The sequence below is a fragment of the Coprococcus sp. HPP0074 genome, assembly GCF_964238105.1.
Classification (GTDB): domain Bacteria; phylum Bacillota; class Clostridia; order Lachnospirales; family Lachnospiraceae; genus Faecalimonas; species Faecalimonas umbilicata.
This window is the reverse complement of record NZ_CAXSKS010000002.1, coordinates 142,772-161,028: the sequence shown is the minus strand read 5'-3', so window position 1 is coordinate 161,028 and position 18,257 is coordinate 142,772. Positions and strand designations below refer to the sequence as shown.

Below are 18,257 nucleotides of genomic sequence, written 5' to 3'. Positions count from 1 at the left end.
AATGAGAAAACGAAACCATGTAGTTCCTGTCCGTCTGAATGCGAAAGAACTTCGCCATCTGGATGGGCAGGTAGCAAAGAGTGGACTAAGCAGGGAGGAATTTTTACGTTCTCTGATCTTAGGTGCACAACTGCAGACAAAGCCCTGTGAGCATCACGCAGAACTTCTTCGAAAAATCGCGGGGCTTTGCAACAATGCGAACCAGCTGGCTCATGTCGCCAATGGAACAGGGAGGGCAGGGGAAGCCAGCATACAGGAAATGCTTCGGATTTCCAAAGAGACCTGGCGTCTGGTGAAAGAGGAATGGTAGATGGCATATACCAGCGTTCTCCCCGTCCACCGCCTGGACCGTTCCATTGAATATGTGAAAGACCGGGCAAAGACAACCAAGAGTGCCGGATCCCTGGAAGAAGCCATTGATTATGCATTAAACCGGGAAAAGACGGAACAGACCATTTTTGAAGATGCCATTGGGTGTACCTGTGAGAATGCCTATGTGGACATGGTAAAGACAAAAGAGCGTTTCCATAAAAAAGAAGGGGTACAGGGATACCATTTGGTACAGAGTTTTGCGGAAGGGGAAGTATCTCCGGAACTGGCCCATCTTATTGGACAGGAACTGGCAGAGCAGCTTTTGAAAGGGCAGTATGAGGTCGTGATCACTACTCACTTGAATACGAAGCATTACCATAATCATCTGGTGTGGAATTCAGTGAGTATGGTAGATGGGAGAAAATACCACAGCAATGCCAAAAGTTATTTTACCGAAGTGCGTCAGATTTCCGATCAATTATGCAGAAAATATGGTCTTTCGGTGATCCAGACGAATCAGGGAAAAGCCATGCATTATGCCCAGTGGAAAGCAGAAGCAGAAGGGAAGCCCACTTGGAGGACTGCCATCCGCATGGATATCCGGGATGCCATTGGTGTGAGTTTTTCCTGGAGTCAGTTTGTAAGAGAAATGGAGAAACGAGGCTATGCGTGGAAATTAAATCGGAAGTACCCATCATTAAAGACACCGGGGGTGGAGCGGTATATCCGTCTGCGTTCCTTGGGAAAAGGATATGGGGAGGCAGAAATCCGGGAGAAGATCCTGCGTCCAAAGATTCAGCGGGTGTATGGAAACACGCAGATGCAGTCTCCAAGACGGAAACTCACCGGACTTCAGAGACTTTATTATTCTTATTTATATCAGATGGGGGTATTTCCGAAGAAGCCCAAGCGGATTCCCTATGCAGTGCGTTCTGATATCCGGAGACTGGAGAAACGAATCAGTCAGATGGAGTTTTTGCAAAAAGAAGAGATTACCACCAGGGAAGAGCTGGCAGCATACCGGAAACCCTTGGAAGAACAGGTACTTTCTTTGATGAAAGAGCGCAGAGAATTATACCGGAAAAAACTGGGAGGTATGCGCATTCAGGAAATCAATGGGGAATTAAAAGAACTTCGTAAGAGAATCCGCTTAAGCCAGCAGATTGAAAAACAGTCCTTGGAAATGGAAGAGCGGTTAAGGCAGGCAAAAGAACAGGAGGAGGTACAGGAAGCGTCCAGGAAACAACGAAGAGAGGCAGAACGGAATCGGTAAGGAGGTGAGAGCGTATGAACTATGGCGGTGATGCGGCGGATCAGATTGTCCGGTATTCCATGGAAGGCATGGAACATACCTTACGGATCAGCGGGAGCATTGCAAAAAATCTGGCGGTGCTAATCGTAGCGGTGATGAAGGATCAGAAAAAGACCAGGGGAAAGACCAATCTGCTTCGGATGTTAAAGGAACAGCGGGCAATGAAGTTTTTCACCATTCCCCATGACAGGTTACGGGAATTTGCAGGGGAAGCCAAATCCAGAGGGCTGTTGTATGTGGTCATCCGGGATAAGAAAAATCCCAAGTCAGCAGAAATCATGGTGTTTGCCGATGATGCAGCGAAGGTGAACCGGGTGCTGGACAAGATGAATCTGGACTTTGTAAAATCCGAAGCCGGGGAAGCGGTTGTGGAGCAAGCACAAGTCCGGGAAGCAGAGCGTGTGATCGATGCAGAGTTTACCGAGAAAACCGAGGCAAAAGAAGAACTTCCGGTGAAGACCGAAAAGGTGGTGCTGCCGGAAGGGACCATTGAATTTGAACTGGATGAAGAAGAGCATCTGTTTGATGTAGGGGAAGTTTCTCCTTCGGGGGAAAATTTTACCCAGGCGGAGAAGGCAGAGAATCTGTCCGAACCTTCCTCTCACAACAGCGCTTCTTTTTCCGGGCAGGAAACTAGCTGGAAAGGGGACAAGCCCTCTGTCCGGCAGGAACTAAAGAAGATTGAAGCCGAGCAGAAACAGCGCAGGCAGACACAGAAGAGTCGGAGAAAACCGAGAAACCAGCAGAGAAAAAAGAAAAAAGTGAAAGGCAGGTAAGGCGATATGGATTTAACGAGTATGATCCCAGGTGGAGCAGGGGAAGAACAGGCTTCAGAACAGCGGTTGTCAAAAGAAGAGTATGCAGCCATGAAAAAACAGCAGAGGGAAGAAGTGTGGGCAGAGGTTGACGCCCAGGCACAGGCGGTGTTCCAAAATGGAGAATCTTTAAAAGGATTCTTGGATTTTATGGCACAGTGCAACACTCAGAAAACGCCCAACCTTCTGCTGATCTACGGACAGAATCCACAGGCAACTGTGGTAAAGTCTTATGATTACTGGAAGGCAGAGAACCGTTCTCCAAAATCCGGGGTGCATGGATACACTTATATGGTCAGCACCGAATATGAAAAAGACGGAGAGATGCGGACAGGCTATACCATCAGTAAGGGCTTTGACATCAGCCAGATGAGTGGAAAGCCTCTGGAGGAACGTCCGCAGCGTTCCATGGAAGAACTGATCCATGCAGTTTTAAAGGATCAGCCAGTGCGGATGCAGATTGCAGACAATCTGCCGGAAGGCATCCAGGCACAGTATATTCCAAAACAGCGCACGGTCTATGTGCAAAACGGAATGGAGGAGAATACAACATTCCATGCAGTGAACCGGGAACTGGCGTGTGCAGCATTAGATCAGCATGATGGGAATTATGTCAGGAAGAAAGTCAATGCCCAGGCATACTGTGCCACCTATGTAATCGGCAAGCGGTATGGGGCAGAGGTGTCCGGTTTCCAGTTTGGAAAAGTAGCAGAGATGCAGGCGGATGGGCAGAAAGATCCCCAGGAACTGCGTGGCTTTTTAAATGATGTGCGTCAGGCAGCCTATACCATCCGCAACCATATGGAACGGAACTTCGGGGAACAGGAGCAGACTTTTACGAAGGATGATTTTTCCTTTGCAGAACCGTCAAAGCAGGCACCGAAGAAGGAGAAAAAAGAGAAACAGCCGGAGCGGTAAGTTCTGAAAGAAGTTCCGCCTTTGGGATAGCTATTGTGGGGGTCTTGTGGTATGTTGGGTGTAACAAAGGAGGTGCCGAAGATGGCAGATTACTATTTGAAAACAGACAACATCATGAAAAACATGTTTACGGTGGCACTCAAAGATGAGTTAGCAGCCCAGAGTCAGATGGGAAAGGTTCGCCCTGCGACAGAAGCAATGCTGCAGAAAGTCTGTTCCTATGAACTTTCCGAGAAAAGGCTTCCCATCACCACAGAGGAACAACGGGAACTTCGCAATGCCCTCAATCGGCTGCGAGACAAGTATTTGGCCATGGGCAGATACAGCGATGGCATTGACAGTGTGATCTTAAAGGTCATGAAACCAAACACCAGCAGGCGCTTCTTCTGGTAGCAGAAGGGAGGGATGTCTATGAAGATATATGATCAAAAACAAGTGGAACAATTACGAAAGCGGTATCCGAAAGGAACAAGGCTCTGCCTGGACTTTATGGATGAGGCAGGGATGCCGCCGGGATTGCAGGGAACGGTAGCATTTATCGATGATGCCGGACAGATTCACATGCATTGAGAGAATGGGCGGAGTCTTGCCATCGTTCCCGGTGTGGATTCTTTTCATAGGGTAGACGGACCAGCAAAGGAAGTGCCAAAAGACGAAAAAGCGAAGAAGGAGCGAAGCCTGCAGAGGTAGCATGCAAACGTTCTGACTTTTGGGTATGGCTGTTGTTCCTGCCTGTTGTCTGGTGGGCAGGCGCCATCACTGCCTGTGCCATCGAGCCGGATACCAATCTGTTACAAATCTTACAAGTGCTGACCGAAAAACTGGATCAGCCATTTTCTATCACCTATACACCGTACACACTGCGGTGTGTGTTCACATTCACTATCGCCTATGTGTTAGGCATCGGTATTTATTATTCCCAGAAGAGAAATTATCGAAGAGGGGTGGAGCATGGCTCTGCCAAGTGGGGCGATGCAGCTTCCATCTGCAAGCGTTATCGGGACAAGCGGTACACCCAAAATCTCATTTTAACCCAGAACTTCCGTATGGGGCTGGACTGTTATAAACACAAACGCAATTTAAATGTATTGGTCGTGGGTGGCTCCGGCGCGGGAAAAAGCCGGGCATACGCCGTAGTCAACATTATGCAGTGCAACTGTTCCATGGTGATCACCGATCCCAAAGGGGAACTTCTGCGGAAAACCGGAGGGCTGCTGGAACGGGAAGGGTATGAAGTGCGGGTGTTTGATCTGATTAACCCGGAGACATCCTTTTGTTATAATCCCTTTGCTTATGTGCGGGATGACAAGGATGTGCTAAAACTCATCAATAACCTGATCCGAAATACCACCCCGAAGGGGGCGCAGAGTTCGGATCCGTTTTGGGAGAAAAGCGAAACCGCGCTGTTGCAGGCACTGATGCTGTATCTGTTACATGAAGCGCCGCCGGAGGAACAAAACTTCTCCATGATTATGGAAATGTTAGGTTCTGCCCAGGTGAAAGAGGACGATGAGGAATACCAGTCGCCTTTGGATATCCTGTTTGAACGACTGGAGATGCGCAATCCGGAAAGTATTGCAGTCAAGCAGTATGCCATTTACAAGCAGGCAGCTGGAAAAACTGCAAAGTCGATTCTGATTTCCGTGGGTGTCCGTCTGGCAGCCTTTAACTTAAAGCAGATCGCCAATTTAACCTGCACCGATGAACTGGATCTTTACAGCATCGGGGAGAAAAAGGTGGCGTTGTTTTGTTGTATCCCGGATGCAGATACCAGCCTCAACTATCTGGTGGGCATGATTTATAGTAACCTCTTCCAGACCCTTTATTATGTGGCAGACCGGAAATACCATGGGAAACTGCCCATTCCGGTACACTGCATCATGGATGAGTGGCCCAACGTGGCATTGCCGGATGATTTTGACAAACTTCTGGCAACCATGCGGTCGCGCGCAATTTCCTGCAGTATCATCATTCAGAATATTGCCCAGATGAAAGCTTTGTTTAAGGACAGCTGGGAAAGTCTCATAGGAAATTGCGATGAATTTTTATACCTGGGTGGTAATGAAAAAGAGGGGCATAAATATGTCTCAGAACTACTGGGAAAAGAAACGTTGGATACCAATACCTACGGGCAGACCAAGGGAAGAAGCGGAAGTTATTCTGTGAATTTCCAACAGTCTGGAAGGGAACTTCTTACCCCGGATGAAGTGCGACTTTTGGATAACCGGAAAGCGGTGCTGCTGGTGCGTGGGGAACGTCCCATTTTGGATGAGAAATATGATCTGCATAAGCATGTGAATGTGAAATATACCGAGGATGGCGGTGCGCCTCCCTATGATTATGCGAAAGCACCGCTGTCCCATGAAGATGTAACCATTGATACCAGGAGACTGGATGATTATGAACTGCTCTCAGCTGAGGAAATCCTCGGAGGGGAGCAGTCTTTTTGATTGGAGGAATGCCATTGAAGAAAACAAATGAAATGCCAAAGAATCAAACAGGAAGCCATGCCTTTGTACCGAAACGGATGGGAAAAGGGCCCAAATATCCCTTTGCCTTTTATGTGGCGCTGGTGCTGTCTATGACGGTAGGGGCAATGCCGGTGCTTGCTGCCGGAGATCCGCTGGCGGTCATTAATAACCTGTCCACCTTTATCTTTTCCCTGATCCGGGCCATTGGTCTGATCTTATTGGGATTTGGTGTGGTACAGGTAGGCTTGAGCCTAAAGAGCCACGATCCCAGCCAGAGAGCCAACGGGTTTCTGACGCTGGCAGGCGGCGTCATCATCACCTTCGCAAAAGAGATCCTGGACCTGATTGTTGGGTAGCAGGAAGAAATGGAAAGGGGCGGGGAGAGATTCTTCCTGCCCCGGCAAAGGAGGTGAAGCTGTTTGAGTGATAACTGGATCGTGCAGAACCTAAACTCTGCACTGAACACCTGGAATGAGAAACTGGCAGAAATCTGGACACTGCTTACCCAAAGCCCGGAATCCTTTAAGGGGGGAGATATTTGGAGTGTCATCACTGGAATCAACGGAGCGCTGACTGCCATTGGATATGGACTGTTAGTCTTGTTTTTTGCTGCCGGGATTGTAAAGACCTGTGGCAGCTTTACGGATATGAAGAAGCCGGAGCATGCCCTCAAAGCCTTTATCCGGTTTGCTCTGGCACAAGGCGCCATCATGTATGGCATGGAACTGATGACAGCCTTGTTCTCCATTGTGCAGGGGATTGTGTCCACCATTATGGCACAGTCGGGCATGGCAAATGGGGGTGTTACAGAACTTCCGGCAGAGATTGTGGAGAAGATTGAAGCGGTGGGAATGCTGGAATCCATTCCCTTGTGGATTGTGACCTTGCTTGGAAGCCTTTTGATTACGGTGCTGTCCTTCATTATGATCCTTACCGTATATGGAAGGATGTTCAAGCTGTATATGTACACTGCCATTGCACCCATCCCCATTTCCACTTTTGCGGGCGAACCCTCTCAGTCGGTGGGAAAGAATTTTATCAAGTCTTATGCCGGAGTGTGCTTGGAAGGGGCGATCATTGCACTGGCTTGTATCATCTTTTCCGTGTATTCTGCCAGTCCCCCGGCCATTGGGGATACGTCCTTAAGTGCGGTGACCATTGTGTGGAATTATATCGGAGAGTTGGTGTTTAACTTATTGGTACTGGTTGGGGCGGTAAAAGCATCCGACCGGATTGTAAAAGAAATGATGGGATTATAGGAGGAAGTAAAACCATGAATGAGAAGAACAACGAAAATAGAAACGGAAGAAAGATTTTGCCATTCTCTTGGGAATACGGGCAGGAAGAAATTACTTTGAAGGTATCCAGCTATGCTTATGGAAACGGGCTTGCAATTTTAATGTACCGCCAGGAAGAAGGGGAGTTGGAATTGTTTGATGATCTGACGGTGAATCTTCCGGGCGGGTATGGTCTGAAACCGCAAGAGGCATTTATAAGCGGTGATTTTACGAAGGACAAGCTGGCATTCATCGAAAAGAACAGGCTGGGAAACATACTGCCGGGACAGGCCCGGTCAGGCTTTGCTACCTACACCCCAGTGGCGTTTGACCTTGCAAGGCTTGCCCAGTATGACCGGGAAGGGGTGGAAGAATTTTGCAGACAATGGGGACTGGATGTGCCAAAAGAGCCGGAAAAAATCCAAGGGAAACCTGCAGGCAACAAGAAAAGAGAAAGAGGGAGATAAAAATATATGGAAGTAAAAATGAATAAAGAAATCCGTAACTATCAAGAGTCCATGTTTATGGGGCTGAATTTGCGCCAGTGTATCTTTTCCCTACTTGCCATCGCTGTGGCAGTAGGGATTTATTTTGGTCTGGGAGACTATGTGGGGCAGGAAATGACCGGGTGGCTGTGTATCTTAGGGGCTGCTCCTTTCGCAGCCTGCGGGTTCTTCCAGTATCATGGCATGAATGCGGAGCAGTTTGCCTGGGCATATATCAAGTCCGAATTTTTATACCCCAAGCGATTGCTGTTTCAAAGCGAGGATCTTTACCATGCCTGCATGGAAGAGACTATGATCTTTGGAGAAAAGACCAGGGGAGATGGTGCTGCCCTTTTGAAAAAGCGGGAACAGCGGGCAAGGAAAAAACAGATGAAGCAGAAAAAGAAGGCAGGAAGGAGTGGTGCGTTTGATTAAAACCTTACAGCAGGCATTAAAAATGGACCGGGAGAAGTTTAAAGTACCAAGGTCTGTCCAGCAGGCAATTCCCGTTCAGCGGATCTGGCCGGATGGGGTGTTCCAGTCCGGGACGAAATTTTCCAAATCCTTTCGGTTTTCGGATATCAACTATGCCATTGCAAGCAAAGAAGATAAAACGGAAATGTTCTTAGATTACAGTGAGTTGTTAAATGCTCTGGATTCCGGCGCATCTGCCAAGATTACCCTGAACAACAGAAGAATCAATAAGGAAGAGTTTGAAGCCTCCCTGCTGTTGCCGATGAAAGAGGACGGGCTGGATGAATACCGCAGGGAATACAACGAAATGCTGTTATCCAAGGTCAGCGGCACCAACAACAGCATCTATCAGGAACGGTATCTGACGGTCAGTGTCCATAAGAAGAATATTGATGAGGCAAGGACGTATTTTGCCCGTGTGGGAACGGATATCATTACCCATCTGAGCAAGCTGTCCTCCATTGGGGAAGAACTGGATGCAGAACAGCGCCTGCAGATTTTCCGTGATTTCTTCCAGGCAGATGAACCCCAGTGTTTCCCGTTTGATATGAAGGCGTTTGCCAAACGGGGGAGCAGCTTTAAGGACTGGATCTGTCCCCAGTCCATGGAGTTTTCCAAAGACTGTTTCAAGATCAACGAGCGGTACGGACGGGTGCTGTATATGCAGGATTATGCCAGTTATGTAAAGGACGACATGATTTCGGAATTGTGTGACTTGAGCCGGGATCTGATGCTGTCCATCGACATTCTCCCAGTGCCAACAGACGAAGCAGTGCGTGAGATCCAAAACCGTTTGCTCGGCGTGGAGACGAACGTGACCAATTGGCAGAGACGCCAGAATGCCAACAATAACTTTTCCGCCATTGTGCCCTATGATATGGAACTACAGAGAAAGGAAACTAAAGAGATGCTGGATGACCTGACCACAAGGGATCAGCGGATGATGTTCGGCATCCTTACCATGGTGCATATGGCAGACAGCAAGAAACAGTTGGATTCGGATACGGAAAGCATCTTATCCGTGGCAAGAAAGCATTTGTGCCAGATGGCAACTTTGAAGTGGCAGCAAGTGGATGGACTCAATACGGTACTGCCTTATGGCATCCGAAAGATCAATGCCCTTCGTACCCTGACCACAGAATCTACCGCAGTGCTGATTCCATTTCATACTCAGGAGATCATGCAGCCGGGTGGGATTTATTATGGGCAGAATGCAGTGAGTAAAAATATGTTGGTAGCAGACCGAAGGAAGTTATTGAATGGAAACTCCTTTCGTCTGGGTGTCAGCGGTTCGGGAAAAAGTTTCTCGGCAAAAGAAGAGATTGTGGATCTTGCCCTGTCTACGGAAGATGACATCCTCATCTTAGATCCGGAGTCCGAGTTCGGTTCTTTGGTAGAAGCACTGAATGGAGAAGTGATTACGATTTCCGCTACATCCAACACCCATCTGAATGCACTGGATATGGATTCTGCCTATGGAAATGATAAGAATCCGCTGATTGAAAAGTCGGAATTTATCCTGTCTTTGTTTGAGCAGTTAGTAGGGGCAGGAAATCTGTCTGCCAAGGAGAAATCCATCCTGGACCGCTGTACCGCAGATGTGTACCGGGAATATATCCGGAGCGGTTACCAGAGCGAAGCGCCCACCTTGAAAGACTTGTACCGCCAGCTCATGCTCCAGCCAGAAGAAGAGGCCAGAGGACTTGCATTGTCTTCGGAACTGTTTATCAATGGAAGTCTCAATACCTTTGCACAGAAAACCAATGTGGATACGAAGAACCGTATCATTGCCTATGATATCCGGGAACTGGGAGAGCAACTCATGCCTCTTGGTATGCTGGTCACCTTGGACAGCATCTTCAACCGGGTGATCCAGAACTGGAAGAAGGGAAAGACCACCTGGATCTTTGCCGATGAGTTTTATCTATTGTTCCGGTATCAGTACAGCGCAGACTTTTTCTACCGGCTCTACAAGAGAATCCGTAAATACCAGGGATTTGTCACAGGTTTAACGCAGAACGTAGAAGAACTGTTAAAATCCGATACCGCAAGGTTGATGCTGGCAAACAGTGAGTTTTTGATCCTTTTGAATCAGGCAACCACAGACCGAGATGAACTGGCTTCCCTTTTGAATATTTCCGAGAACCAGTTATCCTACATCACGAATGTAGGCGCAGGAAAGGGACTGATTCGGTGTTCCGGGAATCTGGTGCCATTTGAGAATAGCTTCCCGAAGAATACGAAGCTGTACCGCTTGATGACAACGAAACCGGGAGAGTGTTAGTCGAAAAGATATTTTTAGGGTGCTGTTGGAATTTCTTCGGCAGCATCCTTTTGGGAAGGAGGGAATGTAAATGGAAGAAGGACAAACAGTGGAAATCCAGGAAACGAGAGAACCGCTTCGGGAGCAGGGCAGTATCCGGGCATTGCTGGAACTTTTGGAACAACAGGGCATGGAGCAGGAAAAAGGGGATGTGCTCCGTATGGCAGACTATATTGATTCTATGGAAATACAGCTGGGAACTGTCCTAAAGGAATTGGGAGAGGTGAAGAAGCAATTGGGTGTGATGCAGGAAAGCAAGGTCAAACTCTTTGCGGTGAACACAATCCAGAGGGCGGAACATCAGGTGCAAACACTTCGTTCTCAGGTGGGAGAATTTAAGACAAAGTTTGTGGGACGAGCAGAACAGGCAGTTATGGACTTTAAAGAAAAGGGGAAAGATGCCCTTGCCTGTGCGGTAAAGGGAATGCACCTTACTCAAGGCTTGCAAAAAATCCAATCGTCTCTGCATACGGTGATGCTGTCGATGGATCAAAAGATTGACCGTCTGGGAAGTATGGCGGAGGAACTGCATGTTGCCAAAGGGCATTTGAACAACGCATTTTGGGAAATGAATGGAAAAAATACAGCAAAGATCACAGAGCGAAATCCAGAACAGGGGATCATCTTTCAAACCCAGAAGGTGTTATTCCAATCCATGCGGAGTATCCATAAGCTGGAACAGAAAACAGAGCGCTGGAAACAGCAGGCTGAGAAACTGGAAGCAAGAGAAGGAAAACAATTGTCTGTGAGGAATACCTTGCAGGAACTTCGACAAGAACAACACCCTCTGAAGCTAGGCAAAGAAGAAAAACGGAAGGTGGCAGTTCGATAAAAAACTTTTCAGAGAGAGGTGAGAGCCATGAAAGAAGAAACAACCATTACCTTTTTTGCATCCGAGTGCGGGGAGTTCCATGGGATGGGGGAATGTATCGAATGTACATCTTTAAAAGAAGCATTCCGGCATTACCAGAGATTTTGCAAACGTTCCCCTCAGATGCTCCCATCTTTGGAATTTTCCCTGCACCATGCAGACGATCCTTTGTATAACGAGGGAGAATATCCATTGGCTACCGGGGAGAAGGGAAAAGAGTTATTGTCCTATGTTCCTTATTATGCCAATCATCCGCTGGTGCAGGAAGCAGTAAGGGAACTGGAACAGCTGGAGAGCCAGCAGAAGAAAACAAAAAAACGGGGGAGAGAACGCTAGAAAGTACAGAAGATGGGAGGTGTGTGATTGAAAGATATCAAAGAAAAAGTGCGGAATGACAGTCCAAAGATCCGCAATCCTGCCTCCCGGCTTCCAAAGGAACTGGTACGTTCTGCCATGCTAGGAGCGAAAGAGAAGTCCAGCATCATGGCAGATAAAATCGGAAGAGAAACGGGAGAGGAATCCACGGTGGAATATGCCGGAAACCGCATCCAGCGTGTGGAACAGCGGGCTGGAAGGGAAAGTGCTTCGGCAGCCTATCGTGGCGGTAAGAAGCTGGCAGTGAAACACTATGAGAAGTTAAAGGAGCAGAAACAAAAGCAGAGAGAAGCCGCGACAACCCCGTTGGGAGGGGGAAATGCAAGAGGTGGCACATCTACCCAGGCAGGGCAGACAATGGCGAAGAAAGGGCGAACAGAAGCCACAAGAAGCATTAAGGTCAAGCCAGAAGCAGGGAAAACGATCAAGGAAGCTGGAAATCGGACGGTAAAAACAGCGCCCCGTATGGTGAAAGCCTCTCCGGTTTCTTCCCAGAAAGTGAAAACCCAGGCAGTCTTACAGAAGAAACAAGCACTCAAATCCATGAAAGCAGTCAGGGAAGCGAAACGGGCTGCCATGCACTCTGTTCAGACTGCCAAGCAAAGTGCAAAGACTGCAAAGGCAACCGGAAGAGGATTGAAAGCCATGGCAGAAGCCGCTACTCATGCAGTGAAAGCTGCATTTGCAGCGCTGATGGCAGGTGGAGGCGCAGTGTTTGTTGTTCTGATTCTGATTGTGGGGATTATTGGGGGTGCAGCCTTTTTGGGAAATTCCCAGAGTAGTGAGGCTTTAAGCGCAGAAGTACTGGCGCATACACCTGTCATTCAAAAGTATGCCAGCGAGTTTGGTATCCCGGAATATGTTTCTGCCATCCAAGCCATTATGATGCAGGAAAGCGGCGGCAGGGGAACGGATCCCATGCAGGCCAGTGAGTGTCCTTATAACACCCAGTATCCCAATACTCCCGGTGCGATTCAGGATGCAGACTATTCCATCAAAGTGGGGATACAGTATTATGCGGATTGTGTCCGGGAAGCCGGATGTGAAAGTCCTCAGGATATGGAGAAACTGAAACTTAGTTGGCAAGGCTATAATTACGGGAATGGGTATATCTCGTGGGCATTGGAAAAGTTTGGCGGTTATAGTGAAGCCAATGCATTACAGTTTTCCCAGAAACAGGCAGCCGCCCATGGCTGGTCTGGGTATGGGGATCCGGAGTATGTGCCTCATGTGATGCGGTATTATTCCGGCGGAGGTTGGTTTACCGGACTCTTTGGAAACGGACAGTTTGTCACCATTGCAAAAAGCCAGCTTGGAAATGAAGGCGGAGAGAAGTTCTGGTCATGGTATGGATTTGACAGTCGGGAAGAATGGTGTGCCTGTTTTGTCAGCTGGTGTGCGGATCAGGCGGGGCTCATTCAAAACGGAGCTGTGCCAAAGTTTTCCCTTTGTACGGCAGGCGTGGACTGGTTTCAGGCACAGGGGAAATGGCAGGGGGCAGGAAGTGTCCCAAGTCCCGGCATGATTATTTTTTTTTGATTGGGATTATGACGGATGCAGTGACCATGTGGGAATCGTGGAAAGCTGCGATGGAACTACGGTACATACGATTGAAGGAAACAGCGGAGATGCAGTAAGGCAGAATAGCTATACGGTGAATTCCCAGTCGATTCTGGGGTATGGGCTGGTAGCTTATTAAAAAGTAAAAATCAAATGGATTGCATTGTGGGAGCCGAGAAACAATGTTATAATGTAAAGGAAGGCAGGGCTGATGTCCTGCCTGTTAATGAATACGAAAAGTACAATCAGGAGATTGATAAAATAGAGTAATTGGGAAGTGAAATGATTGAAACGGGAAGAAATTTTTGAATATGTAAAAAACCAATATGGAACAGTTCCAGAGTATCTCTGGGAAACATCACCGAAAAGTGCAGTGCTTCGGCATAAAAATGGAAAGTGGTATGCAGTGCTGATGCAGGTTGAAAAATCTAGGTTGGGATTAGAAGAAGAGAGCATGGTAGATGTCATCAATGTGAAGTGCGAACAGGATATGGTTGGACTTCTGACACAGACTTATGGTTTTCTTCCGGGATATCATATGAATAAAAAGTACTGGATTACAATGTTGTTGGATGGAAGGGTGAGCGAAGCAAAGATATTGGATTTTTTGGATCTGAGTTATGATTTGATAGATCAGAAGAAAGATTGATTTGTAAATAAATTTGAATGGTGTGCAGAGGATGAGAAAATATGAAAGCAATAAATATATATATTCAAGAATACAAGAGAATATGGCCACTGAATTTGAAAATATTTTCTCACAAAGATCAAAAAAGTTAAATGTAAAAGTATAGGAGTTTCTTGCGATAAAAACTCTTGTTGACTTGTTGCTGGATATAAATATAGAAATAAAGCATTTTGAGAATATTTTTGCTTCCTTTACGATAGAACAGATTGGAAAAGAAACAGAGTAGATACCTTACTCATGAGGGAATATCTCTGTGGTTGGAGACAGGAACTATAGAGGCAGGTGGAAAACAGGCAGAGCTTACAAAAAATGAATTGCGGATCATGTATTATCTTTTTGAGCATGACGGAGTCATCTGTACAAGGGCAGATTTGATTGAATACTTATGGGATAATCGGCTCTACTCAGATACATCTTAGCACAATGAGGAATTAAAGTCACTAACCCGTTATCGTTTTGATAAGGTCAAAGAACGGGCAAAATTGAAAAGTTCTGTTTCAAGACTTGTCTGTATTCTTTTCCCGGAGCTGGAAAGACTTGTTCCTACGCTTCATATGGCATCCGTCTATGCTTTGCTTTGTGAATTTCCAAGTGCAGATGCTGTTGCAAATGCACATCTCACAAGGCTTTCCAACCTACTCTTTGATAGTTCGAAAGGCAGATATGGAAAAGATACTGCTGTCATGTTTCGTGACGCTGCAAGAAGTTCTATCGGTTCTCATATGCCTGCCAAGTCTTTGGAACTAAAGCACACCATAAAACTTATTCGGGAATTAGCGATTGAGATTGACGAGATTGAAGCAGCCATCAAACGAATCATGGATAAAGAAATCCAATCGCCAATCTTTACCATTCCCGGTATCAGTTACCGGATGGGCGCAATGATCATCGCTGAGATTGGGGATTTCTCTCGTTTTGATTCCGCAGATAAGATATTCGCATATGCAGGAATGTCTCCCTCCACTTATCAATCCGGACAGTTAGACAACTGTTATTCCCATATGGAGAAACGAGGTTCCAGATACTTCCGGTATGCCCTTTACAATGCCACAAAATATGTCTGTCACTGGGATAAATCTTTTGGTGCATATCTTGAAAAGAAACGATCGGAAGGCAAGCATTATAATGTTGCCATATCCCATGCCGCTAAGAAGCTTGTGCGATTGATTTTTGCAATGGAGAAATCAGGAAAAGCATATCTGCCAACTGCTTAATTTTTTTCTGTAAATATCTCCTTTTAGAGCACCTATAAAGATGCTCTTGTTGTCATACAGTTTTCAAGGTTCAAATATATCTGAAATGCATTTCTGCAATTCATTCAAAAAACTTTCATTTTAGACTTGACTTTTAATAGTTAGTCTTTCTATACTCATTTTCACTTCAAATGTCGTTCCGCCCTGCTCATTTCCATGAACCTCAATCTCCCCGTCATGCACCTGCACGATCTCGCGTACCATTGCAAGTCCAAGACCTACACCGCCAATTTTTCGGCTTCTTGACTTATCCACCCGGAAGAATGGTTCAAAGATCCGCTCTCGGAATGTCTCATCGATTCCATTTCCTGTATCTGCAATCGTCAGAACAACTTCTTTCCTCTTTCGTTCTGCCGATACCGTAACTTTTCCATCTGTATGGTTGTATTTAATCGCATTTTCAACAAGGTTATAAAGCATCCGATAGATCAGTATATCACTTCCTGTCAGCATCAGACCCTCGCCTGCATTCTCTTCTTTTTCATCTACTGTACTCTGCGATTTCTGTATCAGTGTAACACCTTTTTCCTGTGCCAACGGTTCCAGATCTGCCAGCACTTCCTCGATTAGTCCACAAAGTTCGATCTTGTCATTGCGCGCTACTGTCTGTAACTCACTCATATCCAGAAGTGTTCTGACCAACTTGCTGAGACGCTCGTTCTGCTCTGTTACCATCTGGATCGTCTCTTGCGCCGCTTCCCCATTCTCCGGATTTTCTGACGCATGATAGAGGTCCAGTTGTGCTTGAATTAATGCCAAAGGAGTCCGCAGCTCATGTGCTGCATTCCCGGTAAACTGGCGCTGTGTCTCGAACGATTCCGACAGTCGCAAAAGCATCTTATTATAAGACGTACGAAGTATGTCCAGCTCTGCAATCTTATTCTCTTCGATCGTATAATCCGTCAGGTTCTGTGCCTGTACTTTTTCAACTGTCTCAGAAAACTCTCTGAGCGGTTTTAATGCACGGCCACTAATAAAATATGTCACCGCTCCACCAAGTAACGCTACAACACCTGTGATCAGTAGACTTCTGTTTCTATAATCGGATTTCGAATTATACACCTCCGTAGCAAATTGTGATGCAAAATTGTCCCACTCATTATCCGGAATCTCAATGTATAGTGCTTCCGGTGTTTTTCCCTGATCTGTAACTGTTTCCTGAAGTGTATCGATATAATAGACTCCATTCTTATATAAGAAAAATGTAAGGCATCCGCACAATACTGTGATCAACACTGTAGTAAGGATTGTCAGTCTCCACTGGAGTGATAATTTTCTCATGCTTTGCTATCTCCTCCTATCTTATAACCCTCGCCAATCCTATTTACAATCGGATCATAGCCAAGTCCCGCCTTGAGTTTTCTCCTCAGAGAAGACATATGCACACGAATAGAGCCGCTAAAACTATTCACAGAAGAATCCCAAACATGCTCAATCAACTCTTCCTGGCTGACCGGCCGGCCCTGATTCAGAAGAAGATACTCTAGAATCCCATTTTCTTTTCTCGTCAACGCAACCGGATTCTCTTCTGCATACGCCACTCGTTCTCTTATATCAAACCGAATGCCGTTGCATTCCAGGCAGACATTTTTCTGTATGAATTTTCGTCTCGTCAGACTTCTCACGCGTGCCTCGAGTTCCTGCAAATGAAATGGTTTTTCCATATAATCATTCGCACCTGCATCCAACCCTTCAATTTTATCTGCAATCTGACTTCTCGCAGACAAGATCAATACCTTTGTCTCTTCATCTTCTTTACGAAGTTCCCGAAGAATCTCCATCCCATCCACCCCAGGAAGATTAAGATCAAGCACGATCAGATCATACATTTCAGCATAAATCATATCCAATGCTTCTTCTCCGTCATTGCATACATCCACCTCATAGCCGCTCTGGTGCAGACTTTTCGCGATCATGTCACATAATTTCTTCTCATCTTCAACGACTAATAATCTCACTTTATTTTTCTCCATCTTCTTAACAGAAATTTTACACCTCCTATTGTATAATGCCAACATCGAAAAGTCAATAAACTGACTTTGAACATTGAAAGGAGTATTTTATGAAATCTGAAAAAGCATCACAGATTCTTTTACTTACAGCCGGTCTGGTTCTTTTCTTTGGCGGAATTTTCCGCGGCGAAGCCGCTGTAGTACTCAGCAAAGCAATAAAATTATGTATGGAGTGTGTCGGAATTGGATAAGAAAATGAAATCAAACAAAAACCCTCTGGTCCGCTTCCGCGGATGGATTCAGGCAGCTGCTACACTACTGACCAACATTCACATCCCGAATCTGTTTAAAGGGAAAATTTATCAGGGAAATGTAAAAACGATGTGCGTCCCGGGACTAAACTGTTACTCTTGTCCTGCCGCCACAGGTGCCTGTCCGATTGGAGCTTTTCAAGCCGTGGTCGGTTCTTCAAAATTCAAATTTACCTACTACATCACCGGATTTTTCATCCTGTTAGGTGTTCTGTTAGGACGGTTTATCTGTGGATTCCTCTGTCCGTTTGGATGGTTCCAGGATCTGCTGCATAAGATTCCGGGCAAGAAATTTTCCACCGCAAAACTGAAGCCTCTGCGGTATCTGAAATATGTGATTCTGGTCGTCTTTGTTATACTACTTCCGGCATTTGTAACCAATTCACTTGGTATGGGAGATCCTTTCTTCTGCAAATACATTTGCCCACAGGGCGTACTTGAAGGCGCAATTCCGCTGGCACTTGCCAACTCAGGAATCCGTGCCGCACTCGGACATTTATTTACATTTAAGTTCACAATCCTTGCGCTTTTCATCATCCTGAGCATCTTGTTTTACCGTCCATTTTGTAAATGGATCTGCCCGCTGGGTGCTATTTATTCACTGTTTAACAAGGTATCTTTTCTTAAGATTCAGGTTGATCATGAGAAATGTGTTGGCTGCCAGAAATGTAGTCGTGTCTGTAAGATGGATGTCAATGTAGTAGACACACCAAACCATCCGGAGTGTATCCGATGCGGAGAATGTATGAAAGCCTGTCCGACTGATGCAATCTGCTATCATTACGGATTTTCAAACAAAAAAAAGGCTGACAATAAATAAACTAAAACGAACAAAATAAAATTGAAAAGGAGATTTAAAC

General features: G+C 46.2%; 19 protein-coding genes and 3 pseudogenes. 20 read left to right on the top strand and 2 right to left on the bottom strand.

The window, feature by feature from the left end; all coding sequences use genetic code 11:
• Nucleotide 1: 1 nt before the first annotated feature.
• From ACESPO_RS03385 to ACESPO_RS03300, 18 genes and pseudogenes are all read left to right on the top strand, one after another.
• Entirely contained in the window at nucleotides 2-310 is a 309-nt protein-coding gene (locus tag ACESPO_RS03385) for a plasmid mobilization protein (protein WP_009248015.1), read from the top strand.
• Nucleotides 311-1,585: a relaxase/mobilization nuclease domain-containing protein gene (locus ACESPO_RS03380; RefSeq protein WP_118188665.1), complete on the top strand. Its 1,275-nt coding sequence runs from the start codon at nucleotides 311-313 to the stop codon at nucleotides 1,583-1,585.
• A gap of 14 nt (nucleotides 1,586-1,599) precedes the next feature.
• Nucleotides 1,600-2,400 carry a PcfB family protein gene (locus tag ACESPO_RS03375; RefSeq protein ID WP_118188664.1) on the top strand — a complete coding sequence of 267 codons (801 nt, stop codon included), beginning with the start codon at nucleotides 1,600-1,602 and terminating at the stop codon, nucleotides 2,398-2,400.
• Nucleotides 2,401-2,406: 6 nt separating this feature from the next.
• Nucleotides 2,407-3,357 (top strand): ArdC-like ssDNA-binding domain-containing protein, encoded by a 951-nt coding sequence (locus ACESPO_RS03370; RefSeq protein ID WP_220430859.1) that lies wholly within the window; start codon nucleotides 2,407-2,409, stop codon nucleotides 3,355-3,357.
• A 51-nt stretch (nucleotides 3,358-3,408) separates the two neighbouring features.
• On the top strand, nucleotides 3,409-3,750 hold the full coding sequence (locus ACESPO_RS03365) for a hypothetical protein (protein WP_499788457.1): 342 nt from the start codon (nucleotides 3,409-3,411) through the stop codon (nucleotides 3,748-3,750).
• An 18-nt stretch (nucleotides 3,751-3,768) separates the two neighbouring features.
• Nucleotides 3,769-3,927 carry a DUF4314 domain-containing protein gene (locus ACESPO_RS03360; RefSeq protein ID WP_330627227.1) on the top strand — a complete coding sequence of 53 codons (159 nt, stop codon included), beginning with the start codon at nucleotides 3,769-3,771 and terminating at the stop codon, nucleotides 3,925-3,927.
• A gap of 152 nt (nucleotides 3,928-4,079) precedes the next feature.
• Nucleotides 4,080-5,807 carry a VirD4-like conjugal transfer protein, CD1115 family gene (locus tag ACESPO_RS03355; RefSeq protein ID WP_499788456.1) on the top strand — a complete coding sequence of 576 codons (1,728 nt, stop codon included), beginning with the start codon at nucleotides 4,080-4,082 and terminating at the stop codon, nucleotides 5,805-5,807.
• 8 nt (nucleotides 5,808-5,815) lie between these two features.
• On the top strand, nucleotides 5,816-6,184 hold the full coding sequence (locus tag ACESPO_RS03350) for a glutamyl-tRNA amidotransferase (protein ID WP_187305841.1): 369 nt from the start codon (nucleotides 5,816-5,818) through the stop codon (nucleotides 6,182-6,184).
• A gap of 63 nt (nucleotides 6,185-6,247) precedes the next feature.
• Nucleotides 6,248-7,087, top strand: a complete 840-nt coding sequence (locus ACESPO_RS03345; RefSeq protein ID WP_173895397.1) for a VirB6/TrbL-like conjugal transfer protein, CD1112 family — start codon at nucleotides 6,248-6,250, stop codon at nucleotides 7,085-7,087.
• 14 nt (nucleotides 7,088-7,101) lie between these two features.
• Complete coding sequence (locus ACESPO_RS03340) at nucleotides 7,102-7,572, top strand: DUF4313 domain-containing protein (protein WP_220430862.1); 471 nt, start codon at nucleotides 7,102-7,104, stop codon at nucleotides 7,570-7,572.
• A 6-nt stretch (nucleotides 7,573-7,578) separates the two neighbouring features.
• Nucleotides 7,579-8,025, top strand: coding sequence for a PrgI family protein (locus ACESPO_RS03335; protein WP_220430863.1), 447 nt, complete (start codon nucleotides 7,579-7,581; stop codon nucleotides 8,023-8,025).
• Complete coding sequence (locus ACESPO_RS03330; RefSeq protein ID WP_330627228.1) at nucleotides 8,018-10,348, top strand: VirB4-like conjugal transfer ATPase, CD1110 family; 2,331 nt, start codon at nucleotides 8,018-8,020, stop codon at nucleotides 10,346-10,348. The genes ACESPO_RS03335 and ACESPO_RS03330 overlap by 8 nt, the downstream gene beginning before the upstream one ends.
• Before the next feature lie 70 nt (nucleotides 10,349-10,418).
• Nucleotides 10,419-11,219 carry a DUF6674 family protein gene (locus tag ACESPO_RS03325; RefSeq protein ID WP_499788455.1) on the top strand — a complete coding sequence of 267 codons (801 nt, stop codon included), beginning with the start codon at nucleotides 10,419-10,421 and terminating at the stop codon, nucleotides 11,217-11,219.
• Between the two features lie 27 nt (nucleotides 11,220-11,246).
• Nucleotides 11,247-11,594, top strand: coding sequence for a hypothetical protein (locus ACESPO_RS03320; RefSeq protein ID WP_118188769.1), 348 nt, complete (start codon nucleotides 11,247-11,249; stop codon nucleotides 11,592-11,594).
• Between the two features lie 27 nt (nucleotides 11,595-11,621).
• Nucleotides 11,622-13,332 (top strand): annotated as a pseudogene (locus ACESPO_RS03315) (lysozyme family protein).
• A gap of 147 nt (nucleotides 13,333-13,479) precedes the next feature.
• Nucleotides 13,480-13,842, top strand: a complete 363-nt coding sequence (locus ACESPO_RS03310; protein WP_499788454.1) for an MmcQ/YjbR family DNA-binding protein — start codon at nucleotides 13,480-13,482, stop codon at nucleotides 13,840-13,842.
• A 245-nt stretch (nucleotides 13,843-14,087) separates the two neighbouring features.
• A pseudogene (locus ACESPO_RS03305) lies at nucleotides 14,088-14,282 on the top strand (winged helix-turn-helix domain-containing protein); the annotation flags it as partial.
• Nucleotides 14,283-15,095: pseudogene (locus tag ACESPO_RS03300) on the top strand (transposase); the annotation flags it as partial. It lies immediately after the preceding pseudogene.
• A gap of 120 nt (nucleotides 15,096-15,215) precedes the next feature.
• Here the strand turns inward: ACESPO_RS03300 and ACESPO_RS03295 are convergent.
• Nucleotides 15,216-16,415 carry a sensor histidine kinase gene (locus ACESPO_RS03295; protein WP_004614576.1) on the bottom strand — a complete coding sequence of 400 codons (1,200 nt, stop codon included), beginning with the start codon at nucleotides 16,413-16,415 and terminating at the stop codon, nucleotides 15,216-15,218.
• Nucleotides 16,412-17,152 (bottom strand): response regulator transcription factor, encoded by a 741-nt coding sequence (locus ACESPO_RS03290; RefSeq protein WP_004614575.1) that lies wholly within the window; start codon nucleotides 17,150-17,152, stop codon nucleotides 16,412-16,414. Before ACESPO_RS03290 ends, ACESPO_RS03295 begins: the two co-directional genes overlap by 4 nt.
• 44 nt (nucleotides 17,153-17,196) lie before the next feature.
• Between ACESPO_RS03290 and ACESPO_RS03285 the strand changes: the two genes are divergently transcribed.
• Nucleotides 17,197-17,337, top strand: coding sequence for a CD1871A family CXXC motif-containing protein (locus ACESPO_RS03285; RefSeq protein WP_004058840.1), 141 nt, complete (start codon nucleotides 17,197-17,199; stop codon nucleotides 17,335-17,337).
• A complete protein-coding gene (locus ACESPO_RS03280) occupies nucleotides 17,330-18,217 on the top strand; it encodes a 4Fe-4S binding protein (RefSeq protein ID WP_004614574.1) in 888 nt (295 codons plus the stop codon). The genes ACESPO_RS03285 and ACESPO_RS03280 overlap by 8 nt, the downstream gene beginning before the upstream one ends.
• Nucleotides 18,218-18,257: the final 40 nt, after the last annotated feature.